Below are 15363 nucleotides of genomic sequence, written 5' to 3' on the forward strand. Positions count from 1 at the left end.
CTGCTCTCCTGGTGTGGAAGGTATCCGCACGCCACTCTAGGGCCTGGCGGAGCCCGTCGACTCGCGCACCACGAGCTCGGGCGCGAGGTCTGTATCGACCACGGGGGCGGCGGAGCCCTCCAGGTGAGCGATCACGGTGGACACCGCGATCCTGGTCAGTGCCTGGAAGGGCTGGCGAACGGTGGTCAGGCGAGGCGATGTGAAGGCCGCCAGCGGGATGTCGTCGACACCCGCCACGGACACGTCGCCCGGAACGTGTCTGCCGAGATCGTGCAGGGCGCGCACGAGGCCGATGGCCGTGTCGTCGTTCGCGGCGAGGACGGCGGTGACCGCGGGGTCCTCGAACAGGGCCAGGCCGATCCGATGCCCCGCAGCGGCGCTCCAGTCCCCGCGCAGCACGTCCGGCGCCGCGGTGCCGTGCCGGTCGAGTGCGTCCCGCCATCCCTGCTCGCGTTGGACCGCGTCGATCCAGTCCACCGGCCCGGAGACGTGGTGGACGGTGCGGTGCCCGAGCCCGAGCAGATGGTCGGTGACCAGCCGCGCGACCTCCTGCTGGTCCACATCGAAGCGACGCGCGGCGAGCACCGGGCTCCCGCCGATGGTGGCGGTGGGGAGCCGAGCGGCGACGTCCTCCAGCATCGGATCGCTCTGGCGCAGGGGGAGGGCGAGCACGAGCGCCTCGGCACCGCCCTCCTCGAGCCTGCGCACCGCCGCGAGCACCTCGGGCAGCTCGAGCGAGGGGGTCTGCGTGACGGTCACGCCGTATCCCCGGGTGCGGGCGGCCTGCTCTGCGAGGGCGTGCGTGGCGGCACCTGCATAGCCGTCGGTCGCCATCATGACGACGCCGACCAGGCGGGTGCGCCCCGAGGAGAGCGCCTTCGCAGCTGCGTTCATGCGGTAGCCGAGCGTCTCCGCGGCCGCGAGAACGCGGTCGCGCTTGTCCACGGTGACGTACGGATGGCCGCGCAGCGCGCGGGAGACCGTCTGGGCGGAGACCCCGGCGCGCGCCGCGACGTCGGCCATGGAAGGGCCCTTGCCCGTCCGCTCATGATCGCTCATCGCGCTCTCCTCCCGTCATCGGTCTCGGGTCGTCCGCGTTGACGGTGCTGCGGCGACCCCGTTATGTTATCGATGCCATATTCACCGGGCGAGGCGGCGTGGCCCGTCGGCGCCCGCGAACAGTGAGGTTCCCGATGGCATTCGCCGCCGACGAGCGCCCGTCCCTGCACGCCCCCGATTCCTCCGGCGCCGTGCCATGGCGTCGCTTCACCCTCGGCGTTCCCATCCTGCTCTCCGCGCTGGCGCTTGTGCTGGCCGCGCTCGCGGGCCCTCTGGTCCGGGCGGACGCCGCCCCCGCCGAGCCGGGCGACGACCCCGCCGGGGCCGACGAGTCGCCCCCGGGGCTTCCCGAGGTGATCCCCTCGCTGGACAGCTGGCAGGAGGGGGAGGGGAGCTTCATCGCCGCCGACGACCTCCGCGTCGTCGCGGGCGAGGAGTCCCTCAGCCGGACCGCCGAGATCACCGCCGAGGAGCTCGCGACCGCCATCCCCGGTGCCACCGCCAGCGACGGTGGGGCGCAAGCGGGCGACGTGACGCTGCAGCTGGACGAGGAGCGCGCCGACCTGGGCGCTGAGGGATACGAGCTCATCGTCGACGAGCAGGTGCGGATAACCGCCGCCACCCCGGTCGGCATCTTCTACGGCACGCGCACCGTGCTGCAGATGCTCGTGCAGCGGACCGAGCTGCCGCGCGGCGAGGTCGTCGACGTCCCGCAGTACGAGGAGCGCGGGGTGACGCTCTGCGCCTGCGTCATCAACATCTCGCCCGAGTGGATCGACCGTCTCCTCGAGGAGATGAGCTATCTCAAGCTCAACACCGTGGTCATGGAGCTGAAGGTCAAGGTCGACCAGTACCCGAGCACCAACACCTGGTCCTACTACACCAAGGATGACGTCGCGGCCTTCGTGCGGAAGGCCGGCGAGCGCGGCATCGACGTGATCCCTGAGATCAACTCGCCCGGCCACATGGAGATCTGGCTCGAGAACCTTCCCGAGCTTCAGCTGACGAACCCGGCCACCGGCGAGAAGGACGAGGTCCGGATGGACATCACCAAGGAGGAGTCCTTCGAGTTCTACACCGCGCTGATGGACGAGTACGACGAGGTCTTCACCAGCGACCACTGGCACATGGGCGTGGACGAGTACATGCTCGGCAGCGGCTACGAGAACTTCCCGCAGATCCTGGAGTTCGCCCACGAGCGGTTCGGACCGGAGGCCACCGAGAACGACGTGGTCGCCTGGTACGTCAACCGCGTCAACGCGCACGTGAAGGACAAGGGCAAGACCCTGCGGATCTGGAACGACGGCGTGATCACCGACAACGACGTGGTCGATTTCGACACCGACATCATCATCGAGCACTGGAACAACGCCGCCTCGACGGTGGATCCGCAGACCTTCGTGGACTGGGGTCACGACGTCGTCAACGTCTCCAACAGCCTGTACATGGTGCGCGGCGGCTACGGCGTGGACTCGCGCGAGCTCTACGAGGACGGGTGGGACCCCACCATGTTCTTCGACGGCGAGGTCACCGACGGGACCGAGCAGATCCGCGGCGCCCGGCTGAGCGCCTGGCCCGACGACGGTACCCCGCAGGAGGCGGAGAACACCACCGAGGAGCGCATGGTGGAGCCGATGCGCCTGGTGGCCCAGGCGACCTGGTCCGGCAGCCGGCCCTGGGCCGACTATGACGCGTTCCTCGAGGCGATGGAGGCCGTCGGCGGCAGCCCTCTCGCGGACGACGTCGAGCGTCTCCCGGTCGAGGACGGCAGCTACCGCCTCCGTGACACCGCCGGCGGGAAGAGCCTCGTGATCGGCGAGGACGGCGCCGTCGCGCTCGGCGAGGAGGGTGACCCGCTCGTGCTCACCGCGACGGAGGACGACTACTACAGCCTCCGAACCCTCGACGGGCGCTGCCTGGACGTCTCCCGCGAGGGCACCATCCGTCTGACCGTCCCCGTCCAGATCGGGGCGGCGGCGCGGTTCGCCGATTGCACCGGCAGCACGGTGCAGAAGTGGCAGCTGCGTGCCGTCGAGGGCGGCTATGCGCTCACCAACGCCGCCACCCAGCAGCGGCTCGTGGTCTCCGACGGCCTCGAGGGGTTCCCGATCGCCGGGCGGACCGAGACGGGATCCGTTCCCGACGGTCAGGTCGTGCAGGCGCCTGCGGACCTCGGCGAGACCGTCTGGGACCTCGAGGGCGCTGTCGGGATGACCGTCGCGGTCGACGGAGGGACGGCGCAGCCAGGCGACCAGGTGATAGCCTCCGTCCGCCTCTCGAACCGCTCCCCGGAGACGGCCGAGGACCTGACCCTGCGCGTCTCCGAGCTGCCGGAGGGCTGGACCTCCCTGCCCCTGCAGGCCGGGATCGACGCCCTCGCCCCGGGTGCCTCGACCGATGTCGAGCTGACCCTCCACAACATCGTCGGCAACGGCGCCGGGACGGTCGCGCTCGAGCTGGTGGATGGCGAGGGCGAGGTCGTCGCCGCGGCCCGCACCGCCGTGCAGGGCGTGTGCGCGGACGGGACGCTGCGCCCCGCCGCCGTCGCCGACGTCTCGAGCGAGGAGACGGAGGGGGAGCCCGCCCCTAACGGGCTTGCCGCCGCGGCGATCGACGGTGACCCCGCCACGTACTGGCACTCGCAGTGGTCGGGTACCGAAGCGCAGCCCCCGCACGCGATCGTCGTGGATCTCGGCGAGGTCCAGAACGTGTGCGGACTCGTCTACACTCCCCGCAGCGGGAGCGGCGGCGGGGCGTCCAACGGTCAGATCGCCGACTACGAGGTCTACGGATCGACAGACGCCACCGGGATCGACGACGACTGGGGCGAGCCTCTCGCCGCCGGGACCTTCCCCCGCGAGGCCGGTGACCACACCGCTTCCTTCGCCTCATCGGAGGTGCGCTACCTGAAGCTCGTCGCCCTCTCCGAGGCGAGCGGGCAGCCGTGGGCGAGCGCCGCAGAGATCACCGCCGCCGGCCCCGCGGCCGAGGTGCCCGAGTTCTCGCCCGAGCTGAGGCTGCCGGTGCGGCCCGTCCACGCCGACGCCCCGATCGAGGTCACGGCCACGGGCTTCGCCCCGGGCGAAGTGGTCGAGGCGCAGCTGACCCGTCGTGGCGGCGGGAGCACCGAGGCCGGGACGCTCCAGGCCGACGCCGACGGCGAGCTCTCGACGGAGCTCGCCCGGCCGGAGGGCCTGTCGGCCGGTCGCTACACCCTCACCTTCCGCGGCACGACCACCGGAGCCGAGACGAGCGACGACCTGACGTTGATCGGGCGCTGACCACAGGGCAGAGCAGCTCGACCTGGCGGTCGGCGCGGCTCGACTCCCGCTCAGCCCGCGTCGAGCGCCCGGTCGAGCTCCTCGGCATCCACGATCGAGTAGGCGTAGCCCTGCTCGGCGAGGAAGCGCTGGCGGTGCGCGGCGAAGTCCTGGTCCTGGGTGTCGCGCATGACGACGGTGTAGAAGTGCGCGGAGCGCCCGTCGCCCTTGGGACGCAGCAGGCGGCCGAGCCGCTGGGCCTCCTCCTGGCGGGAGCCGAAGGCGCCGGAGACCTGGATCGCGACCGAGGCCTCGGGCAGGTCGATCGAGAAGTTCGCGACCTTCGAGACGACCAGGCGGTCGATCCGGCCCTCGCGGAAGTCCGCGAAGAGCTGCTGGCGTCGGCGCACCGGGGTCTGCCCGGTCAGCAGCTCCGCCCCGAGGTGCTCGGCGATCTCCTCGAGCTGGTCGAGGTACTGGCCGATCACCAGCAGCGGCTCCCCGGGATGGGCGCGCGCGAGGCGCTCGACGACGGGGACCTTCGCGCCGTGCGCGGCGCCGAGCCGCGGCCGGTCGGCGGCCTCGGCCATCGCGTAGGCCATCCGGTCCGAGGCGGGCATGGTCACCCGCACCTCGGTGCACACCGCCGGGGCGATGTACCCCTGCATCTCGATGTCCTTCCACGGTGCGTCGTAGCGCTTGGGGCCGATGAGGGAGAACACCTCGCCCTCGCGGCCGTCCTCGCGCACGAGCGTCGCGGTCAGGCCCAGACGCCGACGGGCCTGCAGGTCGGCGGTCATGCGGAACACGGGAGCGGGCAGCAGATGCACCTCGTCGTAGATGATCAGGCCCCAGTCGCGGGCGCTCATCAGCTCCAGATGCGGGTGGACGCCCTTCCGCTTGGTGGTGAGCACCTGGTAGGTCGCGATGGTGACCGGGCGGATCTCCTTGACGGTGCCGGAGTACTCGCCGATCTCGTCCTCGGTGAGGGTGGTGCGGGCCAGCAGCTCGTCCCGCCACTGGCGGGCCGAGACGGTGTTGGTGACCAGGATCAGGGTGGTGCGCCGCATCGCGGCCATCGCCCCCGCGCCGACGAGGGTCTTGCCCGCCCCGCAGGGGAGGACCACCACCCCGGAGCCGCCGTGGCGGAAGCCGTCCACGGCCTCGGCCTGGTAGGGGCGCAGGCTCCAGCCGTCCTCCGCCAGGTCGATCGGGTGGGCCTCGCCGTCGACGTAGCCGGCGAGGTCCTCCGCGGGCCAGCCGAGCTTCAGCAGCGCCTGCTTGAGCGCGCCCCGCTCGGAGGGGTGCACGCGGATCGAGGTCTCGTCGATCCGCTCGCCGAGCATGCCCTGGACGCGCCTGGTGCGGGAGACCTCCTCGAGCACGGCCCGGTCCAGGCCGTGCAGGACCAGTCCGTGCTGCGGGTCCGAGAGCAGCTGCAGCCGGCCGTAGCGGTCCATCGTGTCCGCCACGTCGATCAGCAGCGCGTGGGGGACGGGATAGCGGGAGTGGTCCACGAGCGCGGCGACCACGGTCTCCGCGTCGTAGCCCGCGGCGCGCGCGTTCCACAGGCCGAGGTCGGTGATGCGGTAGGTGTGCACGTGCTCGGGCGCCCGCTCGAGCTCGGCGAAGGCCGCGATCGCGATCCGCGCGGCCTGCGCGGAGGGATGGTCGACCTCGAGCAGGAGGGACTTGTCGCTCTGGACGATGAGGGGGCCGTCGGTCATCGGATCAGGCTACGTCGCGCCCGGGAGGCCGCGCCGAGGACGTGAGGGGCGCCTCGCTCAGGCTCCGGCGGGTTCGGGCAGCTGCCGGCCGTTCAGCCGCTCGTAGAGCCCCATCTGGAACAGGATCGCGAAGGGGATCACGGCGATGATGCCGATGACGATCAGGCCGCCGAGGTAGCTGGCGACCATGCAGACGAGATAACCCACGATCGTGGTGCCGAGGTTCGCGCGGGCCAGGGCGAAGGACTCCGTGAGCGCGGCGACCGGGGAGGCGCCGCGCACGGCCGCGGGGATCGCGTACATCAGCACCACGGCGGCGATGATCCCCGGCAGGTACAGCAGGAGCGAGCCGACGGCCGTGATCACCAGCACGAGCAGCGCGGTGGCGAGGATCCGGCCCGGGCCGATCAGCGCCTGGCCGAAGGAGGGCCGGCCGCCCTCGAGGACCACGCCGGCGGCACGCGCCGCGCCCGACTGCCACAGCATCCCGAACACCATGGCGACCACCACGATCGCGAGGCTCATCGCGATCAGCAGGAGGATCTCGACGGCGGTCGGCTCGTTCGGGGTGGACGGGGCGGCCTCGGCCGCGCCGACCAGCAGCACCACGAAGCCGGTGACCGCGCCCGCGATCACCGCAGCCATCACCGCCGAGTACAGCAGCCCCGCCCCCAGCAGGGTCAGCGCGTTGCGCAGCAGCGTCCGACCGGCGAAGCGCAGCGCAGCGCCCAGGTCCGCGCCGAGATCGGTGCCCGCGGCGGGGCCGGTGGGGGCCGCGCTCGGTCCGGCCGGGCCGGGCGCCTGGCCGGCGCCGTTCGCAGGACCGCCGGCCGCCGGGGCGACGCCGTACGGGTCCTGCGGGGAGTGTCCGGACTGCGGAGGAGGGAAGGTCATCAGGAGGATCGCTCTCTGTCGGGTCCAGCGCCGGGGTCTGGCGGACTGCGTGCGGTGACGAGGGACACGGTACGTGGCGTCGGCCCCCTCCCGCCGCCCGGGCCCGCGCGTCGAGCACGCCCTTCTCCGTGCGGCGGACGCCCTCTCCGCACGGCAGGAGCCCTCCTCCGTGCGGCAAACGCTGGCACAGCTCCGCACCGCGGGCCGCAGATCCCTAAGATGGACGCCGATGGACCGGGGGCGGCGCCCAGCGCCCGGCCGCCGCGGCGGCCCGTCCCGGCTCGACAGTCACCCGATCTGAGGAGATCCCATGGCCAGCTTCGCTCCGTCCCCTGCCGATGTCGCGGACATCGGCGTCACCGGTATGGCGGTGATGGGCTCGAACCTCGCCCGCAACCTCGCCCGCAACGGCTTCAAGGTCGCCATCCACAACCGCAGCGTCGGCAAGACCGAGACGGTCATGGACAACTACGCCTCCGACGGCGAGTTCTACCCGTCGGAGTCCACGGCGGACTTCGTCGCCTCCCTCCAGAAGCCGCGCGTGGCGATCATCATGGTCAAGGCCGGCGGCCCCACCGACGCCGTCATCGACGAGCTCGCCTCCCTCATGGAGGAGGGCGACATCATCGTCGACGCGGGCAACGCCCTGTTCACCGACACCCGCCGCCGCGAGGCCGCGCTGCGCGAGAAGGGCCTGCACTTCGTGGGCGCCGGCGTCTCCGGCGGTGAGGAGGGCGCCCTGAACGGCCCCTCGATCATGCCCGGCGGCACCAAGGAGTCCTACGACCGCCTCGGCCCGATGTTCGAGAAGATCTCCGCCCACGTGGACGGCGTCCCCTGCTGCACCCACGTCGGCGCGGACGGTGCCGGCCACTTCGTGAAGATGGTCCACAACGGCATCGAGTACGCGGACATGCAGGTCATCTCCGAGGCCTACGACATGATGTCCAAGGCCCTGGGCATGGGCGCCTCCGAGATCGGCGACGTCTTCGCCGAATGGAACCGGGGCGACCTGGAGTCCTTCCTCATCGAGATCACCGCCGAGGTCCTCCACCACACCGACCAGACCTCGGGCAAGCCCTTCGTCGACGTCATCCTCGACCAGGCCGCCCAGAAGGGCACCGGCGCCTGGACCGTGCAGACCGCCCTGGACCTCGGCGTCCCGGTCACCGGCATCGCCGAGGCCACCTTCGCCCGCTCCACCTCCGGCTCGACCCCGCAGCGCGAGGCGGCCCGCGGCGTGCTCAAGGGCGAGGAGCAGACCCTCGAGATCGCCGATCCGAAGCAGTTCGTCGACGACCTCCAGAAGGCGCTGTACGCCGCGAAGCTCGTCTCCTACTCGCAGGGCTTCGACGAGATCGCGGCCGGCGCGAAGGAGTACGGCTGGGACATCGACCTCGGCGCGATGGCGCGGATCTGGCGCGGCGGCTGCATCATCCGCGCCCGCTTCCTCAACCGCATCACCGAGGCCTACGAGCGCAACGCGAACCTGCCGCTGCTGCTGGCCGACGAGTACTTCACCACCGAGATCGCCAAGTGCATCCCGGCCTGGCGCCGCATCGTCGCCTTCGCGGCGGCCTCCGGCTACCCGGTCCCGGTGTTCTCCTCGACCCTGTCCTACTACGACGCGGTGCGCTCCGAGCGCCTGCCCGCCGCGCTGGTCCAGGCCCAGCGCGACTACTTCGGCGCACACACCTACAAGCGCGTCGACGCCGAGGGCACCTTCCACGTCGAGTGGACGCAGGACCGCCGTGAGACCAAGCAGGACTGATCGACGTATTGCGAGGGACGAGCGATAGGAGATCAGTCGGGCTGACGCAGGACTGATCGACGTATTGCGAGGGACGAGCCGGCAGGAGATCGGTCGGTCTGAGCCCTGATCCGCTGTCGAGGGTTCCCGTGTGGGCTCACGGCGGCGGGAGGGATTGCACGCGGTGGCGCTCAGCCAGCATCCATCGCCGCATGGAGGGGTGGGTGCTGGCTGAGCGCCACTCGTCGCATGTGCCTCGTCTCCGCCCTCCCGCTCGAGGAAGAAGGCCCGGACCTCGCGGTCCGGGCCTTCTCGGCGTCAGGCGTGCGGTGATCAGTTCGTCGAGACCGATGCGCTGAAAGCTCCCAGCGCAAGGCTGCCGATGAAGATCAGCACGTAGAGGACGATGACGATGATCGTGACGATCATGGCCCACTTCGTGAACTTCTGCGCGGTCTCCGGCTCCTGGTCGGCCTTGAGGTAGCCGAGCAGGCCCAGCACGCCGGCGATGATGCCGCCGCACAGGAACCCGACGATGGTCCAGATCAGAGCCTTCTTCTTGATGCTCTCGATGTCGTAGCCCGAGGAGGGAGCGGTCATGGGAATCCCCTTCTTCCTGATGATCATGCCCTGAGACGGATGCGCCCGGGCCCAGGGAGGCGCTGAGGTCGCCCCGTGCCTGGCGAACGGAATGGTACCCCGTGGGAAGGGTCGTCCCGCCATGGGGACGACTCCCCATGTTCCCTTTGACCTGCACGGCTGCTGAGCCGCGTTCAGCCGAGCGTCACGCGGTGCACGAGCACCGTGAACTCCTCCTGGCTGCCGGACTCCCGCGCACGCAGCCGCCCTCCCTCGAGCGAGAGCGGCAGGGCCTGCTTGACGACGACCCCGCCCTGCCCGTCGACGATCCCCAGCGGGATCGCGGCGGATCGGGCGATGGCGTCCAGGAGCCGGTCGGTGACGCTGAGGTCCGTCCCTCCCGCCTCGGCCTCGCGGATCCTCGCGACGGCCTCCGCGGCGGGAATCCGCAGCTCCGGGCCCTCGACGGTCACGAGATCCGGATCCACGGGACCGGGGCGCAGCGAGTGGGAGAGCTCCTCGGAGACAGGCTGCCCGTCGGGGCCGACGGCCTGCGGCGCGAGGCCCGCCTGACGCGCGGTCTGCAGGGCGAAGCCGGGATCGGAGAGGGTCACGGCCACGGTCGGTGCCAGGCGGTGCAGGCCCAGCTGCGTCGCCTCGGGCGTGGCCTGCAGCAGGTCCAGCACCTCGGGCTCGGCCGTGAGCACGGTCGTCGCGCGGGAGACCTGCACCCGGCCGTGCCGTCGCTGCTCGTCGCGCAGCAGGTAGGTCAGCGCCTGGGGGACGGGGGAGCGGGAGACATCCTCGAGCAGCGCGAGCAGGGCCTCCGCGTCCCGGCCGTCGCCGAGCGCCCGGCGCACGGTCGCGGCGCTGAAGCGCAGCGTGAGCGCACCGCCGCGGGAGACCACCTCGGTCCAGTCCAGCAGCGGCAGCAGACGCTCTGCGGGCCTGCCCGGGATCACCGCGGTGAGGTCGGCGTCCAGCAGCACCTCCTCCACCGGCGGCGGGGCCACCTCCTCGAGGGCGGCGGCGAGCCGGGCGTCCGCAGCGGTGACGTCCTCGTCGAGGGCGGGGACGAGGGCCTGGCCGAGCACGGTGAGGCAGCCGCCGTCGAGCACTCCCAGCGCCCGCCCCTCGACCAGCAGCGCCTGAGTCTCCTCCTGCAGCACCTCGGCCGGGACGAGCGGGAACGCCCAGGCCAGCGCCGCGATCAGCGAGTCCTCGCTCGCATCGACGCCGGGAGAGGTCTGCAGCAGGCGCAGCAGGCTGCCGCGCCGGGTGCGCACGCCGTCGCGCCGGGTGAGGTCCGACAGCAGCGAGCGCCCGGTCCCGGAGGAGTCCGGGGTGCCGACGACGGCGGCGAGGTGGTGCCCGCGCGCCCAGGCGAGCACGAGCTCCGCCCAGCGCTGGGACGCGCCGAGCATGCGATGGGAGTCCCAGTCCCGGGTGGGATGCCACTCCTGGCCGTCGTGCCCGATCAGCCCGGCCTGCCACGCGCTCTGCAGCACCGTCGCGTGCTCGAGCAGGGGGGCACCGGCGCGCTCGGCGAGACGTCGCAGGTCCCGCTGGGGGAGCCCGCCGCGCTTGAGGACCCCGGGCGGGTCCTCGTCGAAGCCGCGCACCGTGCCCAGCAGGCGCAGCGCCTCGAAGGCGCGCTCGACGGCCTGGGCCGTGCGGGAGCCGGGGATCCGCTCGACGACCTCCGGCCCGTCGGGGGCGGGGCGCTGGGCGGTGTGGCTGCGGCGCACCCGGCCGCCGCGCAGCGCGAGGTGGACGGTGCGGGGGATGTGCAGGGACTTCCCGTCGGCCACCACGATCCCGGCCTCGCGCAGCGCCGCGGCGAGCTTCCCGCTGCCGGTCACGATGCTCGGCCCCCAGGCGAGCGCGTCCAGGGCGGGGCCGAGGCACCCCCGGGCCGCCTCGACCCGGCGGGCGGCCTCCTCGTCGGAGGGGTCCTCGGGGGACGGGGCGGCGAGGCCGGCCGGGGTGCGCATCCCGTCTCGCAGGGGGCGCAGCAGGTGCAGCTCGTCCTCACCCCACACCACGGCGAGGGTGATCAGCCGCTCCAGGGCGGGCGCGATCGTCGCCGGGTCGGAGGAGACCGCCTCGGCGAGCCGGGAGGGGGAGACGCCGTCCTCGAGCACGGCGAGCGCCTCGACCAGATGCAGCTCGGGCAGGGTCAGGGAGTCCAGCGCCCGACGGGCCGAGGTGGTGCCGCCGGCCCGCGCGGCCAGGGGGCCGATCCCCCGGGGGAGGGGCGAGGCGAGATCCGGTCGGGCGACGAGCAGAGCCTCGAGGCGGTCGTCGCCGAACCGTCGCAGGGAGTCCGCGAGGGACCGGATCACAGCGGTCATGGTGCATTCCAGCATAGGGTGACGGCGCCGCGCGGCGCACCGCCGGGCGAGCGCCCCCATAGCCCAATCGGCAGAGGCGGCCGCCTTAAAAGCGGCGCAGTGCGGGTTCGAGTCCCGCTGGGGGCACCGCTGCGCACCGGCGGATCGGCCGTGATGCGGCAGATCGGCCACAATGGGGACCATGACCTCCTCCTCCGCCGACCCCCAGCTCACCGCCCGCCTCGACGAGGTGCTCGGACGGATCGACGCCGCCGCGGCCCGCACCGGGCGCGACGGCGCGGAGATCACGCTGCTGCTGGCCACCAAGACCCGCGCCCCCGCGCAGATCGCCGAGATGACCGACCTGCTGCGCGAGCGGGGCCGACGGATCGCGGTGGGGGAGAACCGCGCCCAGGAGATCGCCAAGCACTCCGACCCGCTGCTCGCCGGCAACGGCGTGCCCCGTCACTTCATCGGCCGGCTGCAGACCAACAAGGCCCGTGACGTGATCGCCTTCGCCGAGCTCGTGCACAGCGTGGACCGGCCGGAGATCGCCGACGCCCTCGAGCGCCGCGCCGAGCTCGCGGACCTGCGCCGCGACGTGCTCGTGCAGGTCAACACCTCCGGGGAGGAGTCCAAGGGCGGCTTCGCCCCGACCCTCGAGGCGCTCGTGCCGATCGTGGAGCGGCTGCGGGGCAGCGAGCGGCTGCGCCCCGTGGGCCTGATGACCATCGGTGCGAACACGAGCGAGGAGCCGGCGGTGCGCGCCTCCCTGCGCTCCCTGCGCGAGCTGCGCGACCAGCTGCGCGAGCGCCTCGGCGCGGACGAGCTCGCCGAGCTCTCGATGGGGATGAGCGGCGACCTCGAGATCGCGGTCGAGGAGGGGGCGACGATCGTGCGCGTGGGCTCGGCCCTCTTCGGCCCCCGCGACTGAACCGTCCCGATCAGCCGCGCTCCTCGGGGCCGACGAGCACCTGCGGCAGCCCGTACTCGTGCTCGAGCACCTCGCAGGCCGCGCCCACGGCGATCAGGTCCATGCCGCGCGTGGAGAGCATCACCTCGACGTGCACCCAGGGGTCGTCGCTGAGCCCCGCGGCCAGCGCCTCGCGGATCGCGTCCATCGTCGCCTCGTGCTGCTCGTGGACGGTGCGCCCGCCGAGGACGACGTGGTCCACGTCCACCAGGCGCACCAGGTTCACCACCACCTCGGCGAGGATCCGGGCGGCGTGCTCGGCGTCGCCTCGGTCCAGGGCCGCGCGGTACTCGGTCTGCGCGCAGCCGCGACGGCCGCAGGGGCAGGCGATCCCGTCGATCCGCACCACGGTGTGGCCGACCTCGCCGGCGTGGGAGTGGGCGCCGCGCACGATCTGGTCGTCCAGGCACAGCGCCGCGCCGAGCCCGTCCTCGACCAGCAGCAGCGCGGCGTTGCGCAGCAGCCCCGGCTGGGACCAGGCCTCGCCCACCAGCGCCGCGCGCGAGTCGTGGTCCAGCAGCACCGGCATCCCGAGCTCGGCCGCGAGCAGGCGACGGATCGGCGCTCCCCGCCACGGGTCCGGGGCGGAGGTGCCGCGGTAGACGCCCTCCTCGCCGTCGACCGGTCCGGGCATCCCCACGCCGGCGCCCAGGAGCATCCCGGGGCCGACGTCCCGCAGCGCCCGCACCTCGTCGGCGAGGGTCCCGATCAGCTCGGGCACGGGCTGGAGGCGGCCGATCTCGAGCTCGCGCCGCTCGAGGATCTCCCCGGTGAGGTCGACCACCACGGAGTGCAGACGCGAACGGGTCAGGTGCAGGCCGATCGCGCGACGGGAGCCGGGGACGATCCGGTACAGGGTGGTGGGCTTGCCGGGACCGGCGGCGACGGTGCCGGCCTCCTCGACCAGGCCCCGATCCATCAGCCGGCCCAGGATCTTGGAGATCGCCTGCGGGGTGACCTGGAGCTCCTGGGCGAGAGCGGCGCGGGAGACCGGGTCGCCGCGGCGCGCGACGGCGAGGACGGCGGCGTCGTGCGCGCCCGCCATGCGGTCCAGCGGGGTGGTCGGTCTCACGCGGTCATCTTCGCACGTGGGACCGCCGTGACCAGGCGATGACGCGCGTTCGGCCGGCGGCGCCGCGGATGTGACCCGTACGATCCCCACGCGCCTCTTGACGTATCGCAACAGCGTTTGCTTACTCTTGTGCCCCGGGTCGATGGAGCCCGTCCCCTGACCGTCCGCTCCCGAACTCCGAGGTCCCTCCATGACCCTCCTCGACACCGCCCGCCCCGGCGTCTCCGAGCTCACCCCTGTCCGTCGTCGCCTCGCCCTGCTCGCGATCGCGCTCGGCGGCTTCGGCATCGGCGGCTCCGAGTTCGTCTCCATGGGCCTGCTGCCCGGCATCGCCCACGGGCTCCTGCCCGAGCTCATGGCCTCCGACCCCGAGAGCGGCATCGCCCGCGCCGGGATCGCGATCACCGCCTACGCCCTCGGCGTGGTCGTCGGCGCTCCGGCTCTCGCGCTGCTCTCGGTGCGCTGGAGCCGCACCACGATGATCATGCTGCTCGCCGTGGCCCTCGCTGCGGGCACCCTGCTCTCCGGCATCATGCCCACCTTCGAGCTGACCGTGCTCGCCCGCTTCCTCGCGGGCATCCCGCACGGCGCCTACTTCGGCGTCGCCTCGCTCCTGGCCGCCTCGCTCATGGGGCCCGGCAGCCAGGGCAAGGGCACCGCGCTGGCCCTGTCCGGCCTCACCGTCGCGAACCTCATCGGCGTCCCGATCCTCACCGCGATCGGCCAGACCGCCGGCTGGCGCGCCGTCTACCTGCTGCTGACCGCAGTGTTCCTCGCGACCTTCGTCGCCCTGTACCTCACCGTCCCCCATCAGGAGAAGGCGATCGGCCGCCGCATGGTCGACGAGCTCGTGGCCCTCAAGCGCCTCCAGCTGTGGATCGTCATCGGCATCGCCGCGGTCGGCTTCTCCGGCGCCTTCGCCGTGTTCAGCTACGTCGCCGACATCACCACCCAGGTCACCGGCGCCTCCGCGAGCTCGGTGCCGTGGGTGCTCGCCGCTGCGGGTCTCGGCATGACCATCGGCAACATCGTCGGCGGCGTGACCACCGACCGCTCGCTGAAGGGCACGCTGCTCATCGGCTTCCCGCTGTACATCGCGGCGCTGGCGGTGCTGTTCGCGGTCGCGCACACCTCGCTGACCGCCCTGATCATCGCGTTCTTCGCCGCGAACCTCGTCAACTCCTCGCTGAGCCCCGCGATGCAGACCTGGATGATCCGCATCGCGCACCGCTCCGAGCTGCTCGGCGCCTCGATGAACCAGGCCGCGTTCAACGTCGCCAACGCCCTCGGCGCGAGCCTCGGCGGCGCGGTGATCGCGGCGGGCTTCGGCTACGAGGCCCCGATGGTCGTCGCGATCGTGCTGGCGAGCACCGGGTTCGCCATGGTCGTCGCGACGCTCATCGCGCTGAAGGTCCGCTCCCGCCGCACCCTCCAGGTGCTCCGCGATCACGAGGAGACCATCACCGGCTCCATCCCCGTGGTCACCGTCGGGGTCTGATCCCGGCCGACGGCCGACGGCGGACGCGCCGTGCACCCGCCGCTCGCACCGCAGGACCCGTGACCGGAGACGGTCACGGGTCCTGTCGCATGCTCGGGCAGGCGGCCCGTCGGACGCCGGTCCCCTCCCGGATCCAGCGCGCTCTCTCCAAACAGGGCTTGGGAGTAGCATCGGCCGCACTTGGGTGTCACACTCGTTCATCCGACCCGCTCGTCGCG

10 protein-coding genes and 1 tRNA gene are annotated in these 15363 nt (G+C 72.5%); 5 read left to right on the forward strand and 6 right to left on the reverse strand.

Annotation, left to right across the window (positions count from 1 at the left end):
* Nucleotides 1-36 precede the first annotated feature (36 nt).
* Nucleotides 37-1059 (reverse strand): LacI family DNA-binding transcriptional regulator, encoded by a 1023-nt coding sequence (locus D1648_RS04830; protein ID WP_122939671.1) that lies wholly within the window; start codon nt 1057-1059, stop codon nt 37-39.
* Nucleotides 1060-1193: 134 nt separating this feature from the next.
* Between D1648_RS04830 and D1648_RS04835 the strand changes: the two genes are divergently transcribed.
* Nucleotides 1194-4340, forward strand: a complete 3147-nt coding sequence (locus tag D1648_RS04835; RefSeq protein ID WP_122939672.1) for a family 20 glycosylhydrolase — start codon at nt 1194-1196, stop codon at nt 4338-4340.
* Between the two features lie 50 nt (nt 4341-4390).
* On the opposite strand, the gene D1648_RS04840 is transcribed toward D1648_RS04835, so the two are convergent.
* Both D1648_RS04840 and D1648_RS04845 read right to left on the reverse strand, forming a co-directional pair.
* The gene (locus tag D1648_RS04840; protein WP_122939673.1) at nt 4391-6046 is read right to left on the reverse strand and encodes a DNA repair helicase XPB; all 1656 of its coding nucleotides are present in this window, start codon (nt 6044-6046) and stop codon (nt 4391-4393) included.
* Nucleotides 6047-6103: 57 nt separating this feature from the next.
* Nucleotides 6104-6940: a hypothetical protein gene (locus D1648_RS04845; protein ID WP_122939674.1), complete on the reverse strand. Its 837-nt coding sequence runs from the start codon at nt 6938-6940 to the stop codon at nt 6104-6106.
* 310 nt (nt 6941-7250) lie between these two features.
* On the opposite strand from D1648_RS04845, the gene gndA reads away from it, so the two are divergent.
* The gene (gndA, locus tag D1648_RS04850) at nt 7251-8711 is read left to right on the forward strand and encodes an NADP-dependent phosphogluconate dehydrogenase (protein WP_122939675.1); all 1461 of its coding nucleotides are present in this window, start codon (nt 7251-7253) and stop codon (nt 8709-8711) included.
* A 312-nt stretch (nt 8712-9023) separates the two neighbouring features.
* On the opposite strand, the gene D1648_RS04855 is transcribed toward gndA, so the two are convergent.
* Together D1648_RS04855 and D1648_RS04860 are read right to left on the reverse strand one after the other, a co-directional pair.
* Nucleotides 9024-9290 carry a hypothetical protein gene (locus tag D1648_RS04855; RefSeq protein ID WP_122939676.1) on the reverse strand — a complete coding sequence of 89 codons (267 nt, stop codon included), beginning with the start codon at nt 9288-9290 and terminating at the stop codon, nt 9024-9026.
* Nucleotides 9291-9463: 173 nt separating this feature from the next.
* Nucleotides 9464-11623, reverse strand: a complete 2160-nt coding sequence (locus tag D1648_RS04860) for a helicase-associated domain-containing protein (RefSeq protein ID WP_122939677.1) — start codon at nt 11621-11623, stop codon at nt 9464-9466.
* A gap of 52 nt (nt 11624-11675) precedes the next feature.
* On the opposite strand from D1648_RS04860, the gene D1648_RS04865 reads away from it, so the two are divergent.
* Both D1648_RS04865 and D1648_RS04870 read left to right on the forward strand, forming a co-directional pair.
* Nucleotides 11676-11749 (forward strand) — tRNA-Leu (locus D1648_RS04865).
* Between the two features lie 55 nt (nt 11750-11804).
* A complete protein-coding gene (locus D1648_RS04870; RefSeq protein ID WP_164518583.1) occupies nt 11805-12536 on the forward strand; it encodes a YggS family pyridoxal phosphate-dependent enzyme in 732 nt (243 codons plus the stop codon).
* Nucleotides 12537-12546: 10 nt separating this feature from the next.
* Here the strand turns inward: D1648_RS04870 and D1648_RS04875 are convergent, their stop codons facing one another.
* Nucleotides 12547-13647, reverse strand: coding sequence for an ROK family transcriptional regulator (locus D1648_RS04875; protein ID WP_122939679.1), 1101 nt, complete (start codon nt 13645-13647; stop codon nt 12547-12549).
* 190 nt (nt 13648-13837) lie between these two features.
* Here D1648_RS04875 and D1648_RS04880 point away from each other — a divergent pair, with 190 nt between their 5' ends.
* A complete protein-coding gene (locus tag D1648_RS04880) occupies nt 13838-15145 on the forward strand; it encodes an MFS transporter (RefSeq protein WP_122939680.1) in 1308 nt (435 codons plus the stop codon).
* Nucleotides 15146-15363: the final 218 nt, after the last annotated feature.

The sequence above is a fragment of the Brachybacterium sp. EE-P12 genome (genome assembly GCF_003711805.1).
Lineage (GTDB): Bacteria > Actinomycetota > Actinomycetes > Actinomycetales > Dermabacteraceae > Brachybacterium.

What these genes read in the sequence shown, in the direction of transcription:
- D1648_RS04835 (WP_122939672.1), top strand. Translation starts at nt 1,194, where the DNA reads ATGGCATTCGCCGCCGACGAGCGCCCGTCCCTGCACGCCCCCGATTCC.
- D1648_RS04840 (WP_122939673.1), bottom strand. Translation starts at nt 6,046, where the DNA reads ATGACCGACGGCCCCCTCATCGTCCAGAGCGACAAGTCCCTCCTGCTC.
- D1648_RS04855 (WP_122939676.1), bottom strand. Translation starts at nt 9,290, where the DNA reads ATGACCGCTCCCTCCTCGGGCTACGACATCGAGAGCATCAAGAAGAAG.
- D1648_RS04870 (WP_164518583.1), top strand. Translation starts at nt 11,805, where the DNA reads ATGACCTCCTCCTCCGCCGACCCCCAGCTCACCGCCCGCCTCGACGAG.
- D1648_RS04880 (WP_122939680.1), top strand. Translation starts at nt 13,838, where the DNA reads ATGACCCTCCTCGACACCGCCCGCCCCGGCGTCTCCGAGCTCACCCCT.
- D1648_RS04845 (WP_122939674.1), bottom strand. Translation starts at nt 6,940, where the DNA reads ATGACCTTCCCTCCTCCGCAGTCCGGACACTCCCCGCAGGACCCGTAC.
- D1648_RS04830 (WP_122939671.1), bottom strand. Translation starts at nt 1,059, where the DNA reads ATGAGCGATCATGAGCGGACGGGCAAGGGCCCTTCCATGGCCGACGTC.
- gndA (WP_122939675.1), top strand. Translation starts at nt 7,251, where the DNA reads ATGGCCAGCTTCGCTCCGTCCCCTGCCGATGTCGCGGACATCGGCGTC.
- D1648_RS04860 (WP_122939677.1), bottom strand. Translation starts at nt 11,623, where the DNA reads ATGACCGCTGTGATCCGGTCCCTCGCGGACTCCCTGCGACGGTTCGGC.